The sequence below is a fragment of the Kitasatospora sp. NPDC041917 genome, assembly GCF_055589745.1.
Genome location: NZ_JBVJBI010000007.1, coordinates 148,093 through 170,758 on the forward strand (window position 1 = coordinate 148,093; position 22,666 = coordinate 170,758).

Sequence of the window (22,666 nt, forward strand, 5' to 3'; positions counted from 1 at the left end):
GCGCCGGCCACCGAGGAGACCTCCGATGACCGTCACCACCACCGTCACCACCGTCACCACCGGGACCCGGCCGGCCCCGGCCCAGGCCCCGGCTGCCCCCGACCTCGACGCACTGGCCGGCCTGCGGACCGTCCCCGCCCGCCACCCCTGGCGCTGGGCCGCCGGGCTCGCCGCGCTGGTCGTGCTCGCCCAGTTCGCCCACGGCCTGGCCACCAACCCCGGCTGGGACTGGGCCACGTTCCGGCTCTACTTCACCGCCGACACCATCCTCCGGGCGATCGGACGGACCCTCGAACTCACCGCCTACGGCACGGTGCTGGGCTTCGTGCTGGGCACCGCGGTGGCCGCGATGCGGCTGTCCCGCAGCGCGATCCTGCGCTCCATCGCCTGGGCCTACGTGTGGGTGTTCCGCTCGATCCCGCTGATCGTCCAGCTGGTGTTCTGGTTCAACCTCTCCTACCTGTACAAGCGGTTCGGGATCGGCATCCCGTTCGGCCCGACCTTCGGCGAGGTCGAGACGGTCGGGGTGCTCAGCGCGCTCGGTGCGGCGGTGCTCGGCCTGGGGCTGCACCAGGCCGCGTTCGCCGCCGAGATCATCCGCGGCGGCATCATCGCGGTGGACGCCGGCCAGCGGGAGGCCGCCGCCGCGCTCGGCATCCCGCGCTGGCGGCAGGGCTGGCGGATCGTGCTGCCGCAGGCGATGCGCGGCATCCTCCCGGCCGCCGCCAACGAGGTGATCTCCCTGCTCAAGGGCACCTCGGTGGTCTACGTGATGGCGATCGGCGAACTCTTCTACCAGGCCCAGGTGGTCTACGGCCGCACCGGCCGGGTGGTGCCGCTGCTGATGGTCGCCACCGTCTGGTACGTGCTGCTGACCACCGCCCTCTCGATCGGCCAGTACTACGTCGAGCGCCACTTCGCCCGCGGCGCCGAGCGCACCCCGCCGCCCACCCCGTGGCAGCGCGTCCGGGCCTTCGCCCGGAGCCTGCCGGACCGCACCCGGCCCGCCGCCGCCCGTACCCCCGGAGGACAGTCGTGACCACGCTGACGAAGCCCGATCCGAACCCTCCCGGCCCGGCCCCGGCCGCCCCGATGGTGCGGGTCCGCGGCCTGCACAAGAGCTTCGGCCGGCTGGAGGTGCTGCGCGGGGTCGACCTGGACGTCCCGGCCGGCTCGGTGACCGTGGTGCTCGGCCCGTCCGGCTCCGGCAAGTCCACCCTGCTGCGGGCGATCAACCACCTGGAGAAGCTGGACCGCGGCCACGTCGCCATCGACGGCGAGCTGATCGGCTACCGCCGCTCCGGCGACCGGCTGTACGAGCTCAAGGAGCGCGAGGTGCTGCGCCAGCGCACCGGCATCGGCTTCGTGTTCCAGAACTTCAACCTGTTCCCGCACCTCACCGTGCTGGAGAACCTGGTCGAGGCGCCGGTCGCCGCGCTGCGCCGCCCGAAGGCCGGGGCCAGGGCGGCGGCGCTGGCGCTGCTGGAGCGGGTCGGGCTGGCCGACAAGGCCGCCGCCTACCCCCGGCAGCTGTCCGGCGGGCAGCAGCAGCGGGTGGCGATCGCCCGGGCGCTGGCGCTGGAGCCCAAGGTGCTGCTGTTCGACGAGCCCACCTCGGCGCTCGACCCGGAGCTGGTCGGCGAGGTGCTGGACGTCATCAAGGACCTCGCCCGCAGCGGCACCACGATGATCGTGGTCACCCACGAGATCGGCTTCGCCCGCGAGGTCGCCGACACCGTGGTCTTCATGGACGGCGGCGTGGTGGTCGAGCAGGGCCCGCCCGCCGAGGTCCTGGACCGGCCGCGGCACGAGCGCACCCGGGCCTTCCTGGCCAAGGTCCTCTGACCCTCCCTTCCCCCAACACCCCTTCGCCGAGCAGGAGTTCCGCCATGTCCCTACCCCGTCGCGCCCTCGTGACCGCCGCCGGCGCGCTCGCCGCCGCCCTCGCCCTGGCCGGCTGCGGCGGCTCCGCCACGGGCGCGTCGGCGGAACTCGCCCCGGCCAGGGGCAGCACCGCGCCGGACGGCACGGTGGTGAACCTCTCGCCGGACCAGAACCGGGTCACCACGCCCAAAGTCGACGCGATCGCCGCGCTGGTCCCGGAGGAGATCAGGAAGAAGGGGACGCTGACCGTCGTCGACTCGATCGGCACCACCCCGCCGCTGGACTTCTACGCCAACGACGACAGGACGATCATCGGCGTCGAGCCGGACCTCGCCTCCCTGATCGGCAACGTGCTGGGCCTCAAGGTCGAGTTCAACCCGGTCTCCTGGGAGAACATCTTCGTCGGTCTGGACAGCGGCAAGTACGACGTCGGCGTCTCCAACATCACCGTCACCGAGGCGCGCAAGGAGAAGTACGACTTCGCCACCTACCGGCTGGACGTCCTGGGCTTCGAGGCGAAGAAGGGCGGCGGCCTGAAGGTCACCGGCCCCAAGGACCTCGCGGGCAAGGCGGTCGGCGTCGCCACCGGCACCAACCAGGAGAAGCTGCTGGTCTCCTGGAGCGAGGAGAACGTCAGGAACGGGCTCAAGCCGATCGACATCAAGTACTTCCAGGGCACCGAGTACTACCTGGCGCTCGCCTCCGGCCGGATCGAGGTCTACACCGGCCCCAACCCCAGCCTGGCCTTCCACGCCGTGCAGACCGGCGAGACCGAGGTCGTCGGCACCTACTCGGGCGGCGGCGCGGACGTCCTCGGCAAGATCGCGGCGACCACCCGGAAGGACAACGGGCTGGTCAAGGCGCTGAACGGGGCGATCGACGAACTGATCCGCAACGGCACGTACGGGCAGGTGCTCAAGCGCTGGGGCCTGGACAACGAGGCCGTGCCGAACTCGGAGATCAACCCGCCCGGGCTGCCCAGGCCCAAGCCGTAGGAGGGCGGCCCGGGGACGTTCACCCGTTCGTTCCCGCCCGCCGCTATGGTGACCCCCTCCCGACGGCGAATGCCGGGCGGGCGCGGTCGAGTTGGGGGAGGGCATGGAGAAGGGCGAGGTGCTCGGCGGTCGCTTCCGGCTGGAGCAGAAGCTGGGCAGGGGCGGGTTCGGCGTGGTCTGGCGGGCCACCGACACGACCATCGACCGGGAGGTCGCGGTCAAGGTGCTGCTCGCCGAGCACGCCACCGACCGGGAGGCGGTCAGCCGGTTCGTCCGCGAGGCCCGGACGGCCGGCGGCCTCAACAATCCGCACATCGTGACCGTGTACGACTACGGGTGGACGGAGACCGGCTCCGGGAAGATCCCGTACCTGGTGATGGAGCTGGTCCGCGGCCGGGCGCTGTCCGAGGTGCTCAAGGACGGCCGGCCGGACCACAAGCAGGCGCTGCGCTGGATACGGCACGTGTGCAAGGCGCTGGACGCCGCGCACCGCTCGGGGATCGTCCACCGGGACATCAAGCCCGAGAACGTGATGATCGCGCAGGACGGGGAGCGGGCCAAGGTCCTGGACTTCGGCATCGCCCGACTGGTCACCCAGACCGTCCGGCTCACCTCCACCGGCAACGTGGTCGGCACCGTCCCGTACCTGGCGCCCGAGTGCTGGTCCGGCGGCGTGGTGGACGGCCGGGCCGACCTCTACGCGCTCGGCATCATGCTGTACGAGGTCTGCACCGGCGCGCGCCCGTTCCGCGCCGCCTCGGCCGCCGAGTACATGTACCGGCACCTGGAGGAGGTCCCGTCCCGGGTCCGCAGCAAGGACCCCGCGCTGGGCGCGCTGATCGCCGAACTGCTCGCCAAGCGGCCCGAGCAGCGGCCCGCCGGAGCCGCCGAGGTGCTGGAGCGGCTGCGCGTCGTCCGGCCCGGGATGCTGCGCCCGGACGACCCCAGCCCGGAGCAGCTGCGCCGGCGGGCCGACCGGGCCTGGCGGCACGGCGAGGCCGGCGAGTCGGCGGAGGCGGTCGAGATCCTCACCGCGCTCGTGCCCGACTTCGCCCGGATCTGCGGACCGGACGACCCGCGCACCCTGCGCACCTGCCACGACCTGGCCCTCTGGCTGGCCCGGGACGGCAGCCCGGGCGCCGCCGTCGCGCTGCTGGACGAGCTGGCCCAGGTGCCCGGCGCCACCCCGGAGGCCCGGGCGGACGCGCGGCGCGACCTCGCGCACTGGCAGCGGGAGGCCGCCCGGCTCGGCCCGGGCCGGCCGCGGGCGCTGAGCCTGGGGGTGCTGCTCGGCGGCGCGCCGGGCGACTGAGGCGTCCCGCGCGGCCCGGGCGGGAACCGGGAGGATTTCGCCCATCGGGACGGTCTGGTCCGCGACCCGGACGCGTTGGTATACCTCGTTGCCGGACACGGGAGCGGCGTCCGCGCCGCCCCGGTGAGCTGCGACGAAAGGCTGGTGACGGATCGATGAAGCTCCTGCGCGTCGGACCCGCGGGCGCCGAGCGCCCGGTCGTCCTGGGCGAGGACGGTACCGCGTACGACCTCTCGGGGCGGGCCCGCGACCTCGACGGGGCCTTCCTGGCCGGGCTGGACCCGGCCGCGCTGGCCCGGGAGGCGGCCTCCGGCCTCCTGCCGGTGGTGGACCTCGACGGCCTGCGGGTGGGCGCACCGGTGGCCCGGCCGGGCAAGGTGGTCGGCATCGGGCTCAACTACCGCGACCACGCGGCCGAGGCCGGGGCCGCGATCCCGGCCGAGCCGGTGATCTTCCTCAAGCCGAGCTCCACCGTGGTCGGCCCGTACGACGAGGTGCTGGTGCCGCGCGGCGGCGAGAAGACCGACTACGAGGCCGAACTGGCCGTCGTGATCGGCCGCACCGCCCGCTACCTGGACTCGCACGCCGAGGCGGCCGGGGTGATCGCCGGCTACACGATCGCCAACGACGTCACCGAGCGGGCCTTCCAGTTCGAGCGCGGCGGCCAGTGGGACAAGGGAAAGTCGGCGGAGACCTTCACCCCGCTCGGGCCCTGGCTGGTCACCGCCGACGAGGTGGCCGACCCGCAGGCGCTGACCCTGCGGCTCTGGGTCAACGGCGAGCGGCGGCAGCACGGCAGCACCGCGGAGATGGTCTTCCCGGTGCTCGAACTGGTCCGCTACGCGAGCCGGTTCATGGTGCTGGAGCCCGGCGACGTGATCATCACCGGCACCCCGGCCGGGGTCACCCTGGGCCGCCCCGGCACGCCGTTCCTCGCCCCGGGCGACGTGGTCGAGATCGAGATCGACGGGCTCGGCCGCCAGCGCCAGGTGCTCGGCAAGGCCTAGGGCACGCTCTGACGGCCGAGGCCGCCCCGACCCTTGGCACGGGGGTCGGGAGGGCCGCCGCGACCCGCGGTCGCGAAGTCGTGCGGCCCTGAAGTCCTGCGGCCCTGGAGCGGAGAGGGCGTCCGGCCCCGGAACCGCGAGCTACGAAGCGCCGCCCAGGACCGCCCGCAGCCGCTCCGCCCGCTGCGGCCGGGGCCCCTCCAGCGCGAGCACCCCCGCCAGCACCTCGGCCGTCTGCGGGTCGTGCAGCGCCGTCGCCGCGGCCATCGCGGTGAACTGGTCCACCAGCCAGTCGCGCAGCTCCGTCACCGGCAGCGCGCGCCCCTCGTCCAGCCAGCTCAGCGACGCGCCCTCGACCACCGCGATCCACGAGCGCACCAGCAGCGTCAGCCGCGGCCCGGCCTCCCGCACGCCCAGGTGCCGCAGCGTGCGCCGCAGCGCCGCCCGCCGGACGTCGTCCACGATCGCCGAGGTGCGGGCCGTCTCCACCACCGAACCGCCGCGCAGCAGCGCCGAGTAGCCCGCGTCGTGCTCGGCCACGAAGGCGAAGTAGCCGTCCAGCACCGCCGACAGCTGCTCGGACGGCGTCCCGCGCAGCGGCACCGCGAAGCGGCTGGTCAGCTCGTCCGCCGCGGTGCGCAGCGCGGCCTCGTACAACTGCTGCTTGCCGCCCGCGAAGTAGCGGTACACCAGTGGGCGGGAGGCCTCGGCGGCCTCGGCGACGTCGTCGAGGCTCACCTCCTCGGGTGGCCGGGAGGCGAACAGCTCCAGGGCGACCGCGATCAGCTGCTCGCGTCGCTGCTGGACCGGCAGCCGTCGGTAGCCGGTGCGGCGCGGACGCGGCTCGGACGCGGCCGGGACGGGCGCCTGACCTGCCGAGGTGGGGCTGGCTTCCATGGCGGCCAAGCGTAATGGGCGTCGGGCCGATCCGATCCTGTCGCGCCGAACGGATTTTCGCAGGCGAACCCCACTCGCAAAGGGGTTGCAAAGCGGCCGCGCCACGAAATGATGTCGGAATGCGTGAAGAACTGATCACCGCCGACGGCGCCACCCCTCGCCGCATCGCCGACGACCACGTCCGCGAACTGGCCGAGCTCGACCCGCTGACCGCGGTGTACCTCGGCCTCAACCTCGATGACGACCGGCTGCCCGACCTCTCCCCGGCCGGCCCCGAGGCCCTGGCCGACCTCGCCCGCCGCACCCTGGCGAAGCTCGACGAGGCCGAGCGGGCCGGCGCGGCCGAGGACGAGGCCGAGCGCCGCTGCGCCCGGCTGCTGCGCGAGCGGCTGTCCGCCGAACTCGCCGTCCACGAGGCCGGGGAGAGTTTCCGCTCGCTGCGCAACCTCGGCTCCCCGGTGCACGACCTGCGGGAGTCCTTCACCCTGATGGGGACCGACACCGAGGCCGAGTGGCAGGTGGTCGGCCGCCGCATGGCGAGGATCCCGGTGGCGTTCGAGCAGTACCGGCGGACGCTGGCCGAGGGCGTCGAGCGCGGCCTGCTGTCCGGCCCGCGCCAGGTGACCACGGTGCTCGGGCAGTTCGCCGAGTGGCTGGGCGAGGACACGCCGGCCGACGAGCGGGTGCCCGGTGCCTGGTTCGGCCAGTTCGTCCAGGGGGCGCCGGAGGCCCTGCGGCCCGAGCTGTCGAAGCACGCGGTGGCCGCCGCCGAGGCGCTGGCCGAGCTGCGCGACTGGCTGCGCGACGTGTACGGCCCGGCCGCGGCCGGTGCTCCGGACACCGCGGGCCGGGAGCGCTACGTCCGCTGGGTGCGCTACTGGACCGGTGCCGACCTGGACCTGGACGAGGCCTACGCCTGGGCGTGGAGCGAGTTCCACGACCTGCTGGCGCAGATGGAGGTCGAGGCCGAGAAGGTCTTGCCGGGCGCGGGCCCGCTGGCGGCGATGCAGTGGCTGGAGACCGACGGCCCGGCCATCGAGGGCGCCGAGGCCACCCGGGAGTACCTCCAGGGCCTGATGGACCAGGCCGTCCGGGACCTCCAGGGCACCCACTTCGACCTGGCCGAGCCGGTGACCCGGGTCGAGTCGAGGATCGCCCCGGCCGGCAGCGCCGCCGCGCCGTACTACACCGCGCCCTCGCTGGACTTCAGCCGCCCCGGGCGGACCTGGCTGCCGCTGGTCGGCCGGGACCGCTTCCCGGTCTGGGACCTGGTCTCCACCTGGTACCACGAGGGCGTGCCGGGCCACCACCTCCAGCTCGCGCAGTGGAACTACGTCGCCGACCGGCTCTCCACCTACCAGGTGAGCCTCGGCGGGGTGAGCGCCAACCTGGAGGGCTGGGCGCTGTACGCCGAGCGCCTGATGGACGAGCTCGGCTACCTGACCGACCCGGGCCACCGCCTGGGCTACCTCAACGCGCAGATGATGCGCGCGCTGCGGGTCATCGTCGACATCGGCATGCACGTGGGCCTGGACTTCCCGGCGGACTCCCCGTACAAGCCGGGCGAGCCGGTCGCCCCGGAGAACGCCCGGGAGTTCTTCGGCCTGTACTGCGGCCTGTCCGCCGACTTCCTGGACAGCGAGCTGGTCCGCTACCTGGGCCTGCCCGGCCAGGCGATCGGCTACAAGCTCGGCGAGCGCGCCTGGCTGCGCGGACGGGCGGCGGCGAAGGCGGCGCACGAGGCGCGCGGCGAGGAGTTCGACCTCAAGGCCTGGCACATGGCGGCGCTCTCGCAGGGCTCGCTGGGCCTGGACGACCTGGTCGAGGAGCTCTCGGCGCTCTGACGGCCGTGCTCCGTCGAGCGCGCGTCGGGCACGGCGCGGCGCCGGCGGTGGCCGCGGGGCCGGGAACCGGGCCCCCGGGACTCGGTCCGGAGTCCCGGGGGCCTGGTTCTTTTGTCCCCCAAGTCCGATTTGGTGAGGTTTTTCCTTGCCATCCGTCCGGAGCGGAGTTTGGCTGGAAGGCGACTGCGTGACCTCTCCGCCCCACTCCGGAAGGCTCGATCAGTGACTTCGCAAACCGTCACCGGTCATGAGGACGCGGATCGCCGCCGCTGGTGGGCGCTGGCCGTCATCGCCACCGCCCAGCTCATGATCGTGCTCGACATCACCATCGTGAACATCGCACTGCCGTCCGCCCAGCGGGACCTGGGCATCTCGGACGCCGACCGGCAGTGGGTGATCACCGCCTACACGCTCGCCTTCGGCGGTCTGCTGCTGCTCGGCGGCCGGCTGGGCGACCTCTTCGGCCGCAAGCGCGTCTTCACCGTCGGTCTGCTGGGCTTCGCCCTCGCCTCCGCCCTCGGCGGCGCGGCGGTCGGCCCGGCCATGCTCTTCGGCGCCCGTGCCCTGCAGGGGGCGTTCGGCGCCCTGCTCGCCCCCTCCGCGCTGGGGCTGCTCTCCACCACCTTCTCCGATCCACGGGAACGCAGTACGGCCTTCGGCATCTTCGGTGCGATCGCCGCCGGAGGCTCCGCGATCGGCTTCATCGCCGGCGGGCTGCTGACCGAGTACCTGAACTGGCGCTGGTGCCTGTTCGTCAACGTGCCGATCGCCGTCGTCACCGCCTTCGCGGCGTTCAACGTGCTGAAGCGCGACCACGTCGGGAAGGGCCGCCGGACGCCGCTGGACCTGCCCGGGGCACTGCTCGGCTGCGGCGGCCTGCTGGCGATCGTCTACGGCACCTCCGAGGCCGTGAGCCGGGGCTGGGGCGACGGCCTGGTGATCGGCTCGCTGGTCCTGGGCGTGGCGCTGCTCGCGGCCTTCGTGCTGGTCGAACGGCGCACCGCGCACCCGCTGCTGCCGCTGCACATCGTCGCCGACCGCAACCGCGGTGGCGGCGCGCTCTCGGTGGGCCTGGCGATGGTCGGCATGTTCGGCCTCTTCCTGTTCCTGACCTACTACCTGCAGGCCATCAAGCACTTCTCGCCGATCATGTCCGGCCTGTCCTTCCTGCCCATGACGGCCGCCATCGTGCTGAGTTCGACGGGCGTCGCGGCCCGGTTGATGACCAGGGTGCCGTCCCGGAACCTGATCGGCCCGGGGCTGCTGCTCGCCGCGGCCGGGATGGCCTGGCTGACCCAGATGCGGGTGGACAGCGCGTGGGCCGGCATGGTGCTGCCCGCCGAGCTGCTGCTCGGCTTCGGCATGGGCCTGGTGTTCATGCCGGCGATGAGCCTGGCCACCCTCGGGGTCGCCCCGAACGAGACCGGCGCGGCCTCGGCCACCATCAACTCGGCCCAGCAGGTGGGCGGCTCGGTCGGCACGGCGCTGCTGAACACGATCGCGGCGAGTGCCACCGCGAGCTTCCTGGCCACCCGGATCGCCTCCGACCCGGCGGTGCGGGCCGAGGGCGCGGTGCACGGCTACGTGGTCGCGACCTGGGTGGCGACGGGCGTCCTGCTGGCGGCCGCGCTGGTCGCGGTGCTGATGATCAACCACCGGCCGGCGCCCGGTGAGGCCACCGCCGTCGAGGGCGGCGCCTCCGGGGCGGAGGCGCCGGCTGCGGCCGTACCGGCCGGGGACGGTCGTCCGACGGATCTGCGGGCGGCGGCCGCGGCCGATGTCAGGGCCAACGTCCGCCCCGCGGGCGAGGGGCGGGCGGAGGCCGGGGTGGAGACCGGAGCGGAGCGGCCGTCGATCGATTGAAATTTGCAGCAAGGTCTTGCAGTCAACCTCCGGCGCCTGCTTGACTCCTGGCCACCGTCCAGGGATCAAGGAGGCGCCGCCGTGCTGTCCGAGAACGTGCCGCCCGAGAACGTGCCGTCCGGGGCCGCGCAGCCCGAGTTCGACCTGCTCGTCGTCGGTGGCGCCGGCGTGGACACCATCGTCCGGGTCGAGCGGCTGGAAGTCCCGCCCGGCGACTCGCAGCTCGTCGAACCGGTGCGGGACTACGTCGGCCACACCGGCAACGGCGTCGCCCTCGGCGCCCACCACCTCGGCCTGCGCACCGCGTTCATCGACTTCCTCGGCGACGACGCCCAGGGCGACCTGATCCGCGCCCACTACGCGCGCCACGGCCTGCACTTCGCGCACCTGGTGAGCCCGCACGGCACCCCGCGCGGGGTCAACCTGGTGGACGCGGCCGGCCGCCGGTTCTCCTTCTTCGACGCCCGCCACCCCGCCGACCTGCGGCTGCCGCGCGACCTCTACCTGCCGTACGCCGAGCGCAGTCGGCACGTCCACCTGTCCATCACCGGCGTCAACCGGGACATGTACGGCGACCTCCACCGCCTCGGCCGCACCACCTCCACCGACCTGCACGACTGGGACGGCGTCGACCCGTACCGCCGTGCGTACGCGCTCGGCTCCGACCTGGTCTTCCTCTCCGCGGCCGGCTGCCCCGGCCGGCACGAGGAGGTGATGCGCGCGATCCTCGCCGAGGGGCGCGCGCGGGTGGTCGTCGCCACGGCCGGCGCCGAGGGCTGCCACCTGCTCACCCGGGACGACCCCGCGCCGCGCCACCTGCCGGCCGTCGACCCGGGCCGCCCGGTGGTGGACAGCAACGGCGCCGGGGACGCCTTCGTGTCGGGCTTCCTGTACGCCTGGTTCCAGGGCCGTTCGCCGCTGGACTGCGCCCGGGCCGGTACGGTGGCCGGGGCCTTCGCCTGCACCGCCGCCGGGACCCACACCGCCTTCGTCGGAGCCGCCGAACTGGATGCGGTGCTCGCCGGGCCGTGACGCCGGGGGGTGCGGCCGGGTGGCGGGTTTCTCATCGAGCTCCAAGGAGCCGGTCACGCCCCTACCAGGCTGAGGCGGCATAGTCGTTGACCGAACGCCGCCCCCGATCGCCCCGGCAGGAGAAACAGGCATGGGCAAGCACAGCCGCCAGAGGTCGCGCCGCCGCAGACTCCTGGCCCCGTCCCTGTTCACCGTGCTGTCCGCGGTGGCGGTCGCCGCCCTGCTGAGCGGGACGCACGGGCTGGACCTGTCGGACGCGACGGCCGCCGGGAAGGCGGCCCGCAGCACCCGTGCCGCCGCCGCGCCCGCCCCGGCCACCGATCCGGCGGCGGCCACCCAGGTCGCGGCCCCCGCGTCCTCCGCGCCCGCGCCCGCGCCCGCGACCCCGACCGCCGCCCCGCCGCCGGTCGACCCGTCCACCGCGGCCGCCACCTCCGCCGCCCCCGCCGCCTCCGACGTCGCCCTCGGCACCACCGGCCCGGCCCCGGCCGGCGACCGTGAAGCCGGGACCGTCGGTGCGCTGTTCGGCGGCGCGTTGGCGGCCGGCAACCACTTCTGCACCGCCAGCGTGTTGCACAGCGCCACCGCCAACCTGCTGCTGACCGCCGCGCACTGCCTCAGCAGCACCGACGGCGTCACCTTCGCCCCCGGCTACCGCGACGGCTCCGCCCCGTACGGCACCTGGCAGGTGACCGCGATCCACACCACCGCCGGCTGGGCCCGGAAGGGCGACGTGGACGAGGACTTCGCGATCCTGGAGACGGCCCCCAGCAACGGCCGCAACGTCGAGGACGTGGTCGGCGGCAACCGGCTGGGCGCCGACGAGCCGTTCGACGCCACCGTCCGGCTCTACGGCTACCCCGCCGACTCCGAGACGCCCCTGCTGTGCACCAACAGCACCGGGCAGCAGAGCGCCTACCAGCGGGTGGTGCACTGCCCGGCCTACCCGTCCGGCACCAGCGGCGGCCCCTGGATCAACACGGCCACCGGCGACGTGATCGGCGCGATCGGCGGCTATCAGCAGGGCGGCGACACCGACGACATCTCCTACAGCGCCTACTTCGACCACACCATCGCGGACCTGTACGCCCAGGCGGAGGCGGCCGCCTCCTGAGCCCGTCGGGCCCGGTTCCGCGCCGGGCCCCGTCCGGCCCCACCGGGCCCGGAACACGACAAAGGCCCAGATCGTGGATCAACTCCACTGATCTGGGCCCTGATTACACTCTCGCCATCACTGCGTGAGTGCCCCCGGTAGGATTCGAACCTACGCACCCGCCTCCGGAGGGCGGTGCTCTATCCCCTGAGCTACGGGGGCCTGTTGGCCTGTCGGTCGCTCGCGCTTCCGACGTGGAGAACACTACCAGGCTTCGGACGCGGCCCGTGCACGGGTTTCCCCGAAGATCGTCGCGGCGGCCCGGCGGGCGGGGGAGCGGAAGTGCCCAAAGGCCGGACGGGGCGGCGGGGCCGCCGATACCCTCGGTGAGGTGTCGGGAGTGTCCGGGCGGGTCCTCGTGGTGGACGACAGCGAGGTGATCCGCCAGCTGATCAGGGTCAACCTGGAGCTCGAAGGCTTCGAGGTGGTGACCGCCGCCGACGGCGCCGAGTGCCTGGAGGTCATCCGCCGGGTGCAGCCGGACGTGGTGACGCTGGACGTGGTGATGCCGCGGCTTGACGGCCTGCGGACGGCGGCCCGGCTGCGCGCGACCCCGGACACCAGCCGGCTGCCGATCGCGATCGTGAGCGCCTGCACCCCGGCGGACCTCGACCTGGGGGAGACGGTCGGGGTGGACGGCTACCTCGGCAAGCCCTTCGATCCGGCCGACCTGGTGGACCTGGTGCGACGTCTGATGCGGCTCACCGGGCACCCCGGCGGGCCGCCCGGCGAAGAGGCCGGCGAGGAGGGCGGCGAGCAGGCCGGCGACAGGGCCGGTGAAGCCGCCGCCGCAGTTCGCCCTGAGCGAACAGGGCGCACCGATCGCGGCTGAGACCCCGTAACGACGGCACCCCGGCGTCTCAACCGGTAAACCGAGTGGCGGGCGGGCACCCCGTCTCGCCTACGCTTGGCGTCGTGACCCCCGCAGACCTTTCCCAGGCAATCCAGGCCGCAGTGAGCTCCGCCGTCGAGGCGGGCGAGCTGGCCGTCGCCGTGCCCGAGCACGTGACGGTCGACCGGCCCAAGAACCGGGACCACGGCGACTACGCGACGAACGTGGCCCTCCAGCTCGCCAAGGCGGCCGGCAAGCCGCCGCGAGCCGTTGCCGAGCTGCTGGTCGAGCGACTGCGAGGGATCACCGGCGTCGCCAAGGTCGACATCGCCGGTCCGGGCTTCCTGAACATCACCCTGGACACCGCCACCGCCGGTGCGCTGGCGCGCACCATCGTCGAGGCGGGCGAGGCCTACGGCCGCAACGACGCCCTCGGCGGCCTGAAGATCAACCTGGAGTTCGTCTCCGCCAACCCGACCGGCCCGATCCACATCGGCGGCGTCCGCTGGGCCGCCGTCGGCGACTCGCTGGCGCGCGTGCTGCGGGCCTCCGGTGCCGACGTCACCACCGAGTACTACCTCAACGACGCCGGTGTGCAGATCACCAAGTTCGCCGCCTCGCTGCAGGCCGCCGCGAACGGCCGCGAGGTGCCCGAGGGCGGGTACGTCGGCGAGTACATCGTCGACATCGCCAAGGCGCTCACCGACGCGGTCCCGGGCGTGCTCGACCTGCCCGAGGACGAGCAGCTGCAGGTCTTCCGCACCGAGGGCCTCAAGCTCATGGTGTCCGAGATCCAGCGCTCGATGGACGAGTTCGGCACCCACTTCGACGTGTGGTTCTCGGAGAAGACGCTGCACGACTCCGGCGCGGTCGAGAAGGCCATCGACCGGCTGCGCGAGCAGGGCCACGTCTTCGAGCAGGACGGCGCGGTCTTCCTGCGCACCACCGACTTCGGTGACGACAAGGACCGCGTCCTGATCAAGGCCGACGGCGACAAGACCTACTTCGCCGCCGACGCCGCGTACTACCTGTCCAAGCGGGACCGCGGCGCCGAGGTCGCGCTCTACATGCTGGGCGCCGACCATCACGGCTACGTCAACCGCCTCAAGGCCATCTCGGCCTGCGCGGGCGACGACATGAACCACAACATCGAGGTGAAGATCGGCCAGTTCGTGAAGATGCTTCGCGACGGCGAAGAGGTCCGCATGTCCAAGCGGGCCGGCAACATCATCACGATCGACGACGTGGTCGAGTGGATCGGCGTGGACGCCGCCCGCTACACCCTGGCGCGCTCCTCCACGGACTCGACGATCACGCTGGACATCAACCTGCTGACCAGCCAGACCAACGAGAACCCGGTCTTCTACGTCCAGTACGCGCACACCCGGATGTGCGGCGTGGCGCGCAAGGCCGCCGAGCTGGGCGTGGACAAGGGCACGGTCGAGCAGTTCAAGCCCGAGCTGCTCGCCACCGAATGGGAGTCCGACGTGCTCGGCCACCTCGCGGAGTTCCCGCGGGTGCTGGCCACGGCCGGCGAGCTGCGCGAGCCGCACCGGGTCGCCGTGTACCTGGAGAAGCTCGCGGGCAAATACCACCGCCTGTACGAGAACTGCATGTTCCTGCCCAAGGGCGACGAGGAGCTCAACGACACGCACCGCGCCCGCCTCTGGCTGGTCGAGGCGACGCGCACCGTGCTCGCCAACGGCCTCACGCTCCTGGGCGTGACGGCGCCCGAGCGGATGTAGGCACCACCCCCAAGCGCACAGCGGGGGCGGCTGACGGTCAACGGGGACCGTCGCCGCCCCTCGCCATAGGTCTCGAAGGATCTACGAAGATGAGCCGCTCCGCACACCCGGCAGGCCCCCGCCACGGCGACGTCCTGCCCGAGGGCCACTACCAGGCCCCGCCCGCCGACCTGAACGCGCTCGACCCCAAGGTCTGGTCGCGCACCGTCGCCCGCGACGCCGAGGGCGTGGCCACCGTCGGCGGCGTCGACGTCAAGCGGCTGGCCGCCGAGTTCGGCACCCCCGCCTACGTGCTGGACGAGGAGGACTTCCGCTCCCGGGCGCGCGCCTGGCGGGACGCCTTCGGCACCGAGGCGGACGTCTACTACGCCGGCAAGGCGTTCCTCTCCAAGGCCGTCGTGCGCTGGCTGCACGAGGAGGGCCTCAACCTCGACGTGTGCAGCGCGGGCGAGCTGGCGGTCGCGCTGGCCGCCGGGATGCCGCCGCGGCGGATCGCGCTGCACGGCAACAACAAGTCGGCGGACGAGCTCGAACACGCGGTGAGGACCGGCGTCGGGCACATCGTGGTCGACTCCTACGACGAGATCGAGCGCCTGGCCGCGATCGCCGCCCGCCAGGGCGTGCGCCAGCAGGTGCTGATCCGGATCACCGTCGGCGTCGAGGCGCACACCCACGAGTTCATCGCCACCGCGCACGAGGACCAGAAGTTCGGCCTGTCCCTCACCGGGGGCGCGGCCGCCGAGGCGGTGCGCCGGGTGCTCGGCCACGACAGCCTGGAGCTGCGCGGCATCCACTCGCACATCGGCTCGCAGATCTTCGACATGGCCGGCTTCGAGGTGGCCGCCCGCCGGGTGGTCGGCCTGCTGGCCGGGATCCGCGACGAGCACGGCGTCGAGCTGCCCGAGATCGACCTCGGCGGCGGCCTCGGCATCGCGTACACCAGCGAGGACGACCCGCGCGAGCCGGCCGAGATCGCGGCCGCGCTGGCCGACATCGTCCGCCGCGAGTGCGCCGCCGCGAACCTGGACACCCCCCGGCTGAGCGTGGAGCCGGGCCGGGCGATCGTGGGCCCGACGGCGTTCACGCTGTACGAGGTCGGCACCGTCAAGCCGCTGGAGGGCCTGCGCACCTACGTCAGCGTGGACGGCGGGATGTCCGACAACATCCGCACCGCGCTGTACGACGCCGAGTACTCGGTGGCCCTGGTGTCGCGCACCAGCGACGCCGAGCCGATGCTGGTGCGGGTGGTCGGCAAGCACTGCGAGTCCGGCGACATCGTCGTCCGGGACGCCTTCCTGCCGGCCGACCTGACCGCCGGCGACCTGATCGCGGTGCCCGCCACCGGCGCCTACTGCCGTTCGATGGCGAGCAATTACAACCACGCCCTCAAGCCCCCCGTGCTCGCCGTCAAGGACGGTGCGGCGCGGGTGATCGTCCGGCGCGAGACGGAGGAGGATCTCCTGCGTCTGGATATCGGATGACGAAATCCTTGTCTCAGATCATGGAACGACCGTAGATCCGTACGGAAAGTCCCGGAGACTGGTACGGACCGAAGTTCCCGGCGGTCCAGGAAAACCCGCCGGAAATTACCGAAGCTGATGAATGCAGAGCGGAGTCGGATGATGCGTACGCGCCCGCTGAAGGTGGCGTTGCTGGGTTGTGGTGTGGTGGGCTCCGAGGTGGCGCGCATCATGACGACGACGGCCGACGACCTCGCCGCTCGCATCGGTGCTCCGGTCGAGCTGGCCGGGATCGCGGTCCGCCGCGCCGGGCGGACCCGCCCGGGCGTCCCCGAGCACCTGATCACCACCGACGCCGAGGCCCTGGTCAACCGGGGCGACATCGACGTGGTGGTCGAGGTGGTGGGCGGCATCGAGCCGTCCAAATCGCTGATCCTGTCCGCCTTCGGGCAGGGCGCCTCGGTGGTCAGCGCCAACAAGGCGCTGCTCGCCAAGGACGGCACCGAGCTGCACGCCGCGGCCGCCGCGGCCGGGGTGGACCTGTACTACGAGGCCGCGGTGGCGGGCGCGATCCCGCTGCTGCGTCCGCTGCGCGAGTCCCTCGCGGGTGACAAGGTCAACCGGGTGCTGGGCATCGTCAACGGCACCACCAACTTCATCCTCGACAAGATGGACACCACCGGCGCCGGCTACTCGGAGGCGCTGGAGGAGGCCACCGCGCTGGGCTACGCCGAGGCCGACCCGACGGCCGACGTCGAGGGCTTCGACGCCGCCGCCAAGGCCGCGATCCTGGCCGGCATCGCCTTCCACACCAAGGTCACCGCGGCGGACGTCTACCGCGAGGGCATCACCGAGGTGACCGCGGCCGACATCGCCTCCGCCAAGGAGATGGGCTGCGTGGTCAAGCTGCTCGCGATCTGCGAGCGGGCCGCGGACGGCGAGTCCGTCACCGCGCGCGTCCACCCGGCGATGATCCCGCTGTCGCACCCGCTGGCCTCCGTCCGCGAGGCGTACAACGCGGTGTTCGTCGAGGCCGAGGCGGCCGGCCGGCTGATGTTCTACGGCCCGGGCGCGGGCGGTTCGCCGACCGCCTCCGCGGTGCTCGGCGACCTGGTCGCGGTCTGCCGCAACAAGCTGGCCGGCGCCACCGGTCCCGGTGACTCGGTGTACACCCGGCTGCCGGCCAAGCCGATGGACGAGGTGGTCACCCGCTACCACGTCAGCCTGGACGTGGACGACCGCGCGGGCGTGCTCGCGCAGGTCGCGTCCGTCTTCGCCGAGCACGGCGTGTCCATCGACACCGTGCGCCAGCAGGGCCGCGACGGCGACGCCTCGCTCGTCGTGGTCACCCACCGTGCCACCGACGCCGCGCTGTCGGCGACGGTCGACAAGCTCCGCGCGCTGGACAGCGTGCGGGACGTGGCCAGCATCATGAGGGTCGAAGGGGAATAAGGAACCAGCCATGAACGCCGTTGCCGAGAACGTCGTCCGAGGCGCGCACACCCACCAGTGGCGCGGCCTGATCGAGGAGTACCGGGACCGCCTGCCGGTCACCGCGGCCACCCCGGTGGTCACCCTGCTGGAGGGCGGCACGCCCCTGGTCCCCGCCCAGGTGCTCTCCGAGCGCACGGGCTGCGAGGTCTACCTCAAGGTCGAGGGCGCCAACCCGACCGGTTCCTTCAAGGACCGCGGGATGACGATGGCCATCTCCAAGGCCAAGGAGGAGGGCGCGCAGGCGGTCATCTGCGCGTCCACCGGCAACACCTCGGCCTCCGCCGCCGCGTACGCGGTGCGGGCCGGGATGGTCTGCGCGGTGCTCGTCCCGCAGGGCAAGATCGCCCTCGGCAAGATGGGCCAGGCGCTGGTGCACGGCGCCAGGATCCTGCAGGTCGACGGGAACTTCGACGACTGCCTCACCCTCGCGCGCGAACTGTCCGAGAAGTACCCGGTGGCGCTGGTCAACTCGGTCAACCCGGTGCGGATCGAGGGCCAGAAGACCGCGGCCTTCGAGATCGTCGACATGCTCGGCGACGCCCCGGACATCCACGTCCTGCCGGTCGGCAACGCGGGCAACATCACCGCGTACTGGAAGGGCTACCGCGAGTACGCCGCGGACGGCCTCGCCACCCGCACCCCGCGGATGTGGGGCTTCCAGGCCTCCGGCTCGGCCCCGATCGTGGACGGCGCGCCGGTGCTCAAGCCGCAGACCATCGCCACCGCGATCCGGATCGGCAACCCGGCCTCCTGGGACTTCGCGCTCGCCGCGCGGGACGAGTCCGGCGGCCTCATCGACAAGGTGACGGACCGTCAGATCCTGTCCGCCTACCGGCTGTTGGCCTCGCAGGAGGGCGTCTTCGTGGAGCCGGCCTCGGCCGCCTCGGTGGCCGGTCTGCTGGCCAAGGCGGAGGCCGGCCTGGTCGACCCGGGCCAGCGGATCGTCTGCACCGTGACCGGCAACGGCCTGAAGGACCCGGACTGGGCGGTGGCCGGCGCGCCGCAGCCGCAGATCGTCCCGATCGACCCGGAGGCGGCCGCCCGCAGCCTCGGACTGCTCGACCGGTAACGGGCGCCGGCACGTCGACGGGCCGACCCTTTCGGGGGTCGGCCCGTCGGAGTTCTCGACTGACACTTTTGTGTCAATTGGGCTGCGCATTGCGATCCGTTTCCAGCCCTCCCTCTGACGGAGGGGGGTGTGCATTCCGGCCAGAACCGGCAACACACCAGATCGAAGGCCCACGGGGTGTACCGCTGGGGAACCTCTCTTCGATACTCTGGCCTCGGCCGTGCGGCACATGCCCCGGGCCCGGCGGGTCCGGGCCGCGCCGACCGTCGCGACCGCCCGCCCCCCGAGGGGCCGCGGTCCGTTCCCCACCCTCGCACCGACGACGCGCTCCGCGCCGCCCGATTTCCCCAGGAGAGTCCACCGCATGGCCGGTCCTGCGTTCCGTGCCGCCGCCGTCCGGGTCAGGGTTCCCGCGACCAGCGCCAACCTCGGCCCGGGCTTCGACGCCTTCGGGCTCGCGCTGGGTCTCTACGACGACGTCGTCGTCCGGGTCGCCGACTCCGGCCTCTCCGTCGACATCGCCGGTGAGGGCTCCGACACGCTGCCGCGCGACGAGCGCCACCTGCTGGTCCGCTCGATGCGCGCCGCCTTCGACCGGCTCGGCGGCCAGCCGCGGGGCCTCGAAGTGGTCTGCGCCAACCGGATACCGCACGGCCGCGGCCTCGGCTCCTCCTCGGCCGCCATCTGCGCCGGCATCGTGGCCGCCCGCGCCGTGACCATCGGCGGCCCGTCCGCGCTGGACGACGACGCGCTGCTGGCCCTCGCCTCCGAGCTGGAGGGCCACCCGGACAACGTCGCGGCCTGCCTGCGCGGCAACTTCACCATCGCCTGGACCGACGAGGAGTCGGCCAAGGCGGTCGCGCTGGAGCCGTCCGAGCAGGTCGTCCCGGTGGTGTTCGTACCGGCCGGCGAAGTGCTCACCGAGACCGCGCGCGGACTGCTGCCGAGGACCGTCCCGCTGGCCGACGCGGCCGTCAACGCCGGCCGCTCCGCACTGCTGGTGGAGGCGCTGACCAGGCGCCCCGAGCTGCTCCTCGCCGCCACCGAGGACCGGCTGCACCAGGACTACCGCGCCTCCGCGATGCCGGACAGCGCCGCCCTGGTCGGCGCGCTGCGCGCCGAGGGCGTCCCCGCGGTCATCTCCGGGGCCGGCCCGACCGTCCTGGCGCTGACCGACGAGGCGGGCGCCGACAAGGTGCTCTCCTTCGCCGGGCACCACGGCCACGGCGGCGACCCGGCGTTCGCCGCGCACCGGCTGGACGTCGACCGCACCGGGGCCGTCGTGCTCCCGCTGGACGTCTGAGCAGCCCGAACGGGCCGCTCGGGACCCGGCGCCGGCACCCTGCCGAGCCGGGTCCGGCGGACACGATTGGCAAGCGCAAGGCTGGGGAATGTCTGAGGGGGTCGGTAGTGTTAACCTCATTGCTGCACCAGGTGCCCTCCGGGGCTAGGTGCGCCGCGTCCCGATCCCAGCACTCCACGGCAGTGGAGTCCCGGCGATGCACGGGGCGACGATTCTCCGGGAGCCCACCGCAGCGCGTACGCAGCCTGCCTGCGCGACACGCGGCCGCATCCCGAAGCCGTGACGGCACCTGACTCCCACCCGCGGCCTCCCACCTTGAGGCCAGGACGGGCGGAGCGCGGGCCACCGTCACGCGACGGGGGCCCGGGATTCGCAGGGAGCGTGGGGGTTACGCCCTCAGGGGAGGTCGACACACGACCGGCCCACGCGCCACTCAGCACCACCGTGCTTCAAGCACCGCACCTCGTACGTAGCTCTCCCTCGACGGGCTCCCGCCATTCGAGGGATCACCGCCTCGGACCGACGCAGTCGAGCGTTGGTCAGGACAGCACAACCGGTCGCCGAGCCAGACAGGCCGACGTCCGCTCCAGGGAAGGACCCTTAGTGAGCGACTCCACCGATCTGATGGGCGCGCGCCCGGACGCCGAGGCGTCGGACGCAGCCGCCGCCCCCGCTGCCCCGGCCCGGCGCCGCCGCAGCGCCGCCGCGGGCCTGGACGGCATGGTCCTGGCCGAGCTGCAGAAGCTCGCCGCGGACCTTGGCATCACCGGTACCGGACGCATGCGCAAGAGCCAGCTGATCGAGACCATCAAGGAGAAGAGCGGCGGGGACCCGCTGCTCGCCGCCGGTGGCGCCGCCCCGGCCGCCAAGCGCACCGCCGCCAAGGCGGACGCCGAGGCCCCGGCCGAGAAGCCGGCCCGCCGTACCAAGGCCGCCGCCAAGACGGCCGAGGCTCCGGCCGCCGCCGAGCCGCAGGCCCAGATCGAGATCCCGGTCCAGGCCGCCGCCGAGACCGCCGCGCCCGCCCGTACCGAGCGCACCCGCCGCCGGGCCACCTCGGCGGCCGGCGCGCCCACCGCCCCGGTCGCGGAGGCCCCGGCCGAGGCCGCCACCGTCGCGGTCGCCGAGCCGAAGCAGGCCGAGGCCCGCCCGGCCGAGACCCGCGGCTTCGAGGGCCGTGAGGACGGCCGTGAGAGCCGTCGCGACCGCCGTGAGCGGCGTGAGCGCCGCGAGGGCGGCGAGCGCACCGAGCGTACGGAGCGCACCGAGCGCCAGGAGGCCGGCGAGGCCCAGGACGCCGACAGCCGCGAGTCGCGCCGCGACCGCCGCAACCGCCGCGAGCGCACCGACCGCACCGACCGCACCGACCGCACCGACCGCCAGTCCCAGCAGGGCGGCGGCCAGCAGCAGGGCGGCCAGGCCGACCAGCAGGGCCGCCAGACCCAGCAGGCCCAGCAGCCGCAGATCCAGCAGGGCGGCTACGAGGACGACGAGTTCGGCGATGGCCGCCGTGGCCGGCGCGGGCGCTACCGCGACCGCCGTGGCCGTCGCGGCCGCGACGGCTTCGAGGCCGGCCCCGCCGAGCCGCAGATCGGCGAGGACGACGTCCTGATCCCGGTCGCGGGCATCCTCGACATCCTCGACAACTACGCGTTCGTGCGCACCTCCGGCTACCTGCCGGGCCAGAACGACGTCTACGTCTCGCTCGCCCAGGTCCGCAAGAACGGCCTGCGCAAGGGCGACGCCATCACCGGCGCGGTGCGCCAGCCCAAGGACGGCGAGCGCCGCGAGAAGTTCAACGCCATGGTGCGGCTGGACTCCGTCAACGGCATGGACCCGGAGAGCGGCCGCGGCCGCCCCGAGTTCAACAAGCTCACCCCGCTCTACCCGCAGGAGCGGCTGCGCCTGGAGACCGACCCGGGTGTGCTGACCACCCGGATCATCGACCTGGTGTCGCCGATCGGCAAGGGCCAGCGCGGTCTGATCGTCGCGCCGCCGAAGACCGGCAAGACCATGGTGCTCCAGGCGGTCGCCAACGCGATCACCCACAACAACCCCGAGTGCCACCTGATGGTCGTCCTGGTCGACGAGCGTCCGGAAGAGGTCACCGACATGCAGCGGTCGGTGAAGGGCGAGGTCATCTCCTCGACCTTCGACCGCCCGGCCGAGGACCACACCACCGTCGCCGAGCTGGCCATCGAGCGCGCCAAGCGCCTGGTCGAGCTGGGCCACGACGTGGTCATCCTGCTGGACTCGATCACCCGTCTCGGCCGCGCCTACAACCTGGCCGCGCCGGCCTCCGGCCGCATCCTGTCCGGTGGTGTCGACTCGACCGCGCTGTACCCGCCGAAGAAGTTCTTCGGTGCCGCGCGCAACATCGAGAACGGCGGCTCGCTGACCATCCTGGCCACCGCGCTGGTCGAGACCGGCTCGCGCATGGACGAGGTGATCTTCGAGGAGTTCAAGGGCACCGGCAACATGGAGCTCAAGCTCGACCGGAAGCTCTCGGACAAGCGCATCTTCCCGGCCGTCGACGTGGACGCCTCCAGCACCCGCAAGGAGGAGATCCTGCTCGGCAGCGAGGAGTTGGCCATCGTCTGGAAGCTGCGCCGGGTGCTGCACGCGCTCGACTCGCAGCAGGCGATCGAGCTGCTCCTGGACAAGATGAAGCAGACCAAGAGCAATGCCGAGTTCCTGATGCAGATCGCCAAGACCACCCCCGGCTCCAACGACTGACCGTAGCCGGACGGTTGTCCGAGCACGGAACCCCGGATCG

The 22,666-nt window shown here is 73.1% G+C and carries 17 protein-coding genes and 1 tRNA gene; 16 read left to right on the plus strand and 2 right to left on the minus strand.

The window, feature by feature from the left end; genetic code table 11:
* The first annotated feature begins 25 nt into the window (after nucleotides 1-25).
* The 5 genes from ACZ6EM_RS11070 to ACZ6EM_RS11090 all read left to right on the plus strand — a co-directional run bounded on the left by ACZ6EM_RS11070 (nucleotide 26) and on the right by ACZ6EM_RS11090 (nucleotide 5,198).
* Nucleotides 26-1,039, plus strand: coding sequence for an amino acid ABC transporter permease (locus tag ACZ6EM_RS11070; RefSeq protein ID WP_401044432.1), 1,014 nt, complete (start codon nucleotides 26-28; stop codon nucleotides 1,037-1,039).
* A gap of 53 nt (nucleotides 1,040-1,092) precedes the next feature.
* Complete coding sequence (locus tag ACZ6EM_RS11075) at nucleotides 1,093-1,845, plus strand: amino acid ABC transporter ATP-binding protein (RefSeq protein ID WP_359900028.1); 753 nt, start codon at nucleotides 1,093-1,095, stop codon at nucleotides 1,843-1,845.
* 44 nt (nucleotides 1,846-1,889) lie between these two features.
* Nucleotides 1,890-2,879 (plus strand): ABC transporter substrate-binding protein, encoded by a 990-nt coding sequence (locus tag ACZ6EM_RS11080; protein WP_380538252.1) that lies wholly within the window; start codon nucleotides 1,890-1,892, stop codon nucleotides 2,877-2,879.
* 103 nt (nucleotides 2,880-2,982) lie between these two features.
* Entirely contained in the window at nucleotides 2,983-4,191 is a 1,209-nt protein-coding gene (locus ACZ6EM_RS11085) for a serine/threonine-protein kinase (protein ID WP_380538250.1), read from the plus strand.
* 155 nt (nucleotides 4,192-4,346) lie between these two features.
* The gene (locus tag ACZ6EM_RS11090; protein WP_465772262.1) at nucleotides 4,347-5,198 is read left to right on the plus strand and encodes a fumarylacetoacetate hydrolase family protein; all 852 of its coding nucleotides are present in this window, start codon (nucleotides 4,347-4,349) and stop codon (nucleotides 5,196-5,198) included.
* A gap of 141 nt (nucleotides 5,199-5,339) precedes the next feature.
* Here ACZ6EM_RS11090 and ACZ6EM_RS11095 read toward each other — a convergent pair whose 3' ends face one another.
* Nucleotides 5,340-6,095, minus strand: coding sequence for a TetR/AcrR family transcriptional regulator (locus tag ACZ6EM_RS11095; RefSeq protein ID WP_401044426.1), 756 nt, complete (start codon nucleotides 6,093-6,095; stop codon nucleotides 5,340-5,342).
* A gap of 119 nt (nucleotides 6,096-6,214) precedes the next feature.
* Between ACZ6EM_RS11095 and ACZ6EM_RS11100 the strand changes: the two genes are divergently transcribed.
* The 4 genes from ACZ6EM_RS11100 to ACZ6EM_RS11115 all read left to right on the plus strand — a co-directional run bounded on the left by ACZ6EM_RS11100 (nucleotide 6,215) and on the right by ACZ6EM_RS11115 (nucleotide 11,948).
* A complete protein-coding gene (locus ACZ6EM_RS11100) occupies nucleotides 6,215-7,939 on the plus strand; it encodes a DUF885 domain-containing protein (RefSeq protein ID WP_401044424.1) in 1,725 nt (574 codons plus the stop codon).
* A gap of 222 nt (nucleotides 7,940-8,161) precedes the next feature.
* Nucleotides 8,162-9,802 carry an MFS transporter gene (locus tag ACZ6EM_RS11105; RefSeq protein ID WP_465772263.1) on the plus strand — a complete coding sequence of 547 codons (1,641 nt, stop codon included), beginning with the start codon at nucleotides 8,162-8,164 and terminating at the stop codon, nucleotides 9,800-9,802.
* Between the two features lie 81 nt (nucleotides 9,803-9,883).
* Nucleotides 9,884-10,834 (plus strand): carbohydrate kinase family protein, encoded by a 951-nt coding sequence (locus tag ACZ6EM_RS11110; RefSeq protein ID WP_401054780.1) that lies wholly within the window; start codon nucleotides 9,884-9,886, stop codon nucleotides 10,832-10,834.
* Between the two features lie 130 nt (nucleotides 10,835-10,964).
* Nucleotides 10,965-11,948 (plus strand): trypsin-like serine peptidase, encoded by a 984-nt coding sequence (locus ACZ6EM_RS11115; RefSeq protein WP_465772264.1) that lies wholly within the window; start codon nucleotides 10,965-10,967, stop codon nucleotides 11,946-11,948.
* A gap of 129 nt (nucleotides 11,949-12,077) precedes the next feature.
* Here ACZ6EM_RS11115 and ACZ6EM_RS11120 read toward each other — a convergent pair.
* Nucleotides 12,078-12,149: transfer RNA gene (locus ACZ6EM_RS11120), tRNA-Arg, on the minus strand.
* A 178-nt stretch (nucleotides 12,150-12,327) separates the two neighbouring features.
* On the opposite strand from ACZ6EM_RS11120, the gene ACZ6EM_RS11125 reads away from it, so the two are divergent.
* The 7 genes from ACZ6EM_RS11125 (at nucleotide 12,328) to rho (ending at nucleotide 22,626) form a co-directional block, all read left to right on the plus strand.
* On the plus strand, nucleotides 12,328-12,819 hold the full coding sequence (locus ACZ6EM_RS11125; RefSeq protein ID WP_465772303.1) for a response regulator: 492 nt from the start codon (nucleotides 12,328-12,330) through the stop codon (nucleotides 12,817-12,819).
* 83 nt (nucleotides 12,820-12,902) lie between these two features.
* The gene (gene argS / locus ACZ6EM_RS11130; protein WP_401051481.1) at nucleotides 12,903-14,564 is read left to right on the plus strand and encodes an arginine--tRNA ligase; all 1,662 of its coding nucleotides are present in this window, start codon (nucleotides 12,903-12,905) and stop codon (nucleotides 14,562-14,564) included.
* An 89-nt stretch (nucleotides 14,565-14,653) separates the two neighbouring features.
* Nucleotides 14,654-16,045, plus strand: coding sequence for a diaminopimelate decarboxylase (gene lysA, locus ACZ6EM_RS11135; RefSeq protein WP_401051479.1), 1,392 nt, complete (start codon nucleotides 14,654-14,656; stop codon nucleotides 16,043-16,045).
* A 138-nt stretch (nucleotides 16,046-16,183) separates the two neighbouring features.
* Nucleotides 16,184-17,476 carry a homoserine dehydrogenase gene (locus ACZ6EM_RS11140; RefSeq protein ID WP_401051477.1) on the plus strand — a complete coding sequence of 431 codons (1,293 nt, stop codon included), beginning with the start codon at nucleotides 16,184-16,186 and terminating at the stop codon, nucleotides 17,474-17,476.
* Between the two features lie 10 nt (nucleotides 17,477-17,486).
* Entirely contained in the window at nucleotides 17,487-18,587 is a 1,101-nt protein-coding gene (gene thrC, locus ACZ6EM_RS11145; RefSeq protein WP_452177027.1) for a threonine synthase, read from the plus strand.
* Between the two features lie 364 nt (nucleotides 18,588-18,951).
* A complete protein-coding gene (thrB, locus tag ACZ6EM_RS11150) occupies nucleotides 18,952-19,890 on the plus strand; it encodes a homoserine kinase (RefSeq protein ID WP_359899979.1) in 939 nt (312 codons plus the stop codon).
* A 603-nt stretch (nucleotides 19,891-20,493) separates the two neighbouring features.
* A complete protein-coding gene (rho, locus tag ACZ6EM_RS11155) occupies nucleotides 20,494-22,626 on the plus strand; it encodes a transcription termination factor Rho (protein ID WP_465772265.1) in 2,133 nt (710 codons plus the stop codon).
* Nucleotides 22,627-22,666 lie beyond the last annotated feature (40 nt).

What these genes read in the sequence shown, in the direction of transcription:
- thrC (WP_452177027.1), top strand. Translation starts at nt 17,487, where the DNA reads ATGAACGCCGTTGCCGAGAACGTCGTCCGAGGCGCGCACACCCACCAG.
- ACZ6EM_RS11115 (WP_465772264.1), top strand. Translation starts at nt 10,965, where the DNA reads ATGGGCAAGCACAGCCGCCAGAGGTCGCGCCGCCGCAGACTCCTGGCC.
- ACZ6EM_RS11140 (WP_401051477.1), top strand. Translation starts at nt 16,184, where the DNA reads ATGATGCGTACGCGCCCGCTGAAGGTGGCGTTGCTGGGTTGTGGTGTG.
- ACZ6EM_RS11095 (WP_401044426.1), bottom strand. Translation starts at nt 6,095, where the DNA reads ATGGAAGCCAGCCCCACCTCGGCAGGTCAGGCGCCCGTCCCGGCCGCG.
- ACZ6EM_RS11070 (WP_401044432.1), top strand. Translation starts at nt 26, where the DNA reads ATGACCGTCACCACCACCGTCACCACCGTCACCACCGGGACCCGGCCG.
- ACZ6EM_RS11075 (WP_359900028.1), top strand. Translation starts at nt 1,093, where the DNA reads ATGGTGCGGGTCCGCGGCCTGCACAAGAGCTTCGGCCGGCTGGAGGTG.
- ACZ6EM_RS11085 (WP_380538250.1), top strand. Translation starts at nt 2,983, where the DNA reads ATGGAGAAGGGCGAGGTGCTCGGCGGTCGCTTCCGGCTGGAGCAGAAG.
- lysA (WP_401051479.1), top strand. Translation starts at nt 14,654, where the DNA reads ATGAGCCGCTCCGCACACCCGGCAGGCCCCCGCCACGGCGACGTCCTG.
- ACZ6EM_RS11080 (WP_380538252.1), top strand. Translation starts at nt 1,890, where the DNA reads ATGTCCCTACCCCGTCGCGCCCTCGTGACCGCCGCCGGCGCGCTCGCC.
- ACZ6EM_RS11100 (WP_401044424.1), top strand. Translation starts at nt 6,215, where the DNA reads ATGCGTGAAGAACTGATCACCGCCGACGGCGCCACCCCTCGCCGCATC.
- thrB (WP_359899979.1), top strand. Translation starts at nt 18,952, where the DNA reads ATGGCCGGTCCTGCGTTCCGTGCCGCCGCCGTCCGGGTCAGGGTTCCC.
- ACZ6EM_RS11090 (WP_465772262.1), top strand. Translation starts at nt 4,347, where the DNA reads ATGAAGCTCCTGCGCGTCGGACCCGCGGGCGCCGAGCGCCCGGTCGTC.